At 48.8% G+C, this 1,696-nt stretch carries 3 protein-coding genes and 2 pseudogenes; 1 reads left to right on the top strand and 4 read right to left on the bottom strand.

All coding sequences use genetic code 11. The features are described from left to right. Nucleotides 1–236, top strand: a 236-nt coding sequence (locus BBW68_RS07605; RefSeq protein WP_148127592.1) for an integrase core domain-containing protein, incomplete at its 5' end; no start/stop codon positions are given. 58 nt (nt 237–294) lie between these two features. Here the strand turns inward: BBW68_RS07605 and BBW68_RS17760 are convergent. The 4 genes and pseudogenes from BBW68_RS17760 to BBW68_RS07590 all read right to left on the bottom strand — a co-directional run. After that, nucleotides 295–507: pseudogene (locus BBW68_RS17760) on the bottom strand (IS3 family transposase); the annotation flags it as partial. Beyond that, nucleotides 502–666 (bottom strand): annotated as a pseudogene (locus BBW68_RS17755) (methyltransferase domain-containing protein); the annotation flags it as partial. The pseudogenes BBW68_RS17755 and BBW68_RS17760, both read right to left, overlap by 6 nt. A 208-nt stretch (nt 667–874) precedes the next feature. After that, complete coding sequence (cspE, locus tag BBW68_RS07595; RefSeq protein ID WP_070134664.1) at nt 875–1,084, bottom strand: transcription antiterminator/RNA stability regulator CspE; 210 nt, start codon at nt 1,082–1,084, stop codon at nt 875–877. A 345-nt stretch (nt 1,085–1,429) separates the two neighbouring features. After that, nucleotides 1,430–1,696: integrase core domain-containing protein (locus BBW68_RS07590; RefSeq protein ID WP_148127591.1), on the bottom strand; the 267-nt coding region annotated here is incomplete at its 5' end.

The raw sequence follows: 1,696 nt of genomic DNA, 5'->3' as shown, positions 1-1,696 counted from the left end.
GACGGGGAAACTGCTGGGATAACGCCCCTATGGAGCGGTTCTTCCGGAGCCTGAAGACCGAATTGGTGCCGACGAAGGGCTATAACAGCTTCAGCGAAGCCCAGGGCGCGATAATTCGCTATATAACGGGATATTACAGCGCTATCAGGCCCCATTGGTATAACGGTGGTCTGACGCCCAACGAATCTGAGCGGCTGTACTACTTACAGTCTAATGCTGTGGCCAGTATTAGTTGAAGTCTTTGAAAGATAAAACCTTTCAATAACACGAAAGGCTAACTCATCAATATCTTTGCAACAGTGCCCTGACCAGTGCTATTCCCTGTCCTTTGACAACAAGGACGCGGGCGCTATCCATTTTTTTATCGGCCATATTCAACGGCTTCTTTTAGCAGCTCATTTTCCATGGTTTTCTTGCCCAGCAGGCGCTGCAGCTCTTTAATTTGCTTCATCGCAGATACCAGCTCCGATGCGGTACGACCTGTTCTCCAGCAGCAACGGCGGGCAGGCGGTGGCTTGATGCGACGCAAAATTCCACGTTGCGATAGCGCATGGCAATTTTAGCCACATCGAGACCGTACACCTCAGTCTGAACTCTGGCCTGCAGGCGGCTGGCGACTTCATGGGTGTAATAGCCTTCCCCACAGCCGATATCCAGCACGCTGACCTCAGCAGCTGCTGGCAAAGAGAACACAGGTACGACATAGCAAGAATCCATAAATTTAAGACGAGGCAGTGTACTGCAAAGCCCGTAAAAAATCCCGCGCACCACGATAATCGGATATAAAAAGCCCCGTCATCGCTGGCAGGGCTTTAGTGTTCAGATTTTAGCCTAGATTACGCGCCGGGCGGCAATGTCAGGCTCAGATCGAAAATTAGATAGCAGTGACGTTCACAGCAGCAGGGCCTTTCTGGCCGTCCTGAATTTCGAACTCAACGTTCTGGCCTTCAGCCAGAGTTTTGAAGCCATTACCTTGGATCGCAGAGAAGTGTACGAACACATCTTTGCTGCCATCAGTAGGAGTAATGAAACCGAAACCTTTAGACTCGTTGAACCACTTAACCTGACCTTTAATCTTTGCCATTTTGCAAATTTCCTTAGAGTGTTTATTCGCCCGTAGGCTTAACGTACAGAAAAACTAGAGACATTACTGCATGAGGCACTACATTAAAGCTCGGCAAGGAAGTGGTATTCAACGTTAGTCTTTTACTCAGAACTTCTTTACTGATAGATGCCAAACATAAACAGAACTGTACCTCGTTTTACCCGAGTATTGTATCACATATCCACAAATTAATGGCAAGTTATTTTTAAACGGGGATAGATATGTCGCACACATTTAAAACCATAGCTGGCACAGAATGCACATTGATGCATCACGGATTTCACCACTGATCTTGACCCGCCATCTCCGGACAGCTTTTGTATCTTAAGTTAACGATGCCCGCTGCTGCCGGTATTCCCTCAGGGAGTAATATCCCCGCGCGTTGTGCGGGTGGTTTTCATTGTAATGCGTGAACGTTGCTGCAAGGTTTCGCAGTGCTGTTCTCACCTCCGGTTTTGGCATGAACACGATATAGTCTTCCTTCACCGTTTTCACGAACCGTTCGGCCATGCCATTGCTCTGCAGGCTGCTCAGCGCTGTTGTGCAGGGCTTCAGATTTCGCTCTCTGGCGAACCTCCGCGTGTCATGCGC

It is taken from the genome of Candidatus Erwinia dacicola (assembly GCF_001756855.1).
In the GTDB taxonomy this organism is placed as follows: domain Bacteria; phylum Pseudomonadota; class Gammaproteobacteria; order Enterobacterales; family Enterobacteriaceae; genus Erwinia; species Erwinia dacicola.
Note: the sequence above shows the minus strand (reverse complement) of the source record. Positions and strands in the feature narration are given on the sequence as shown.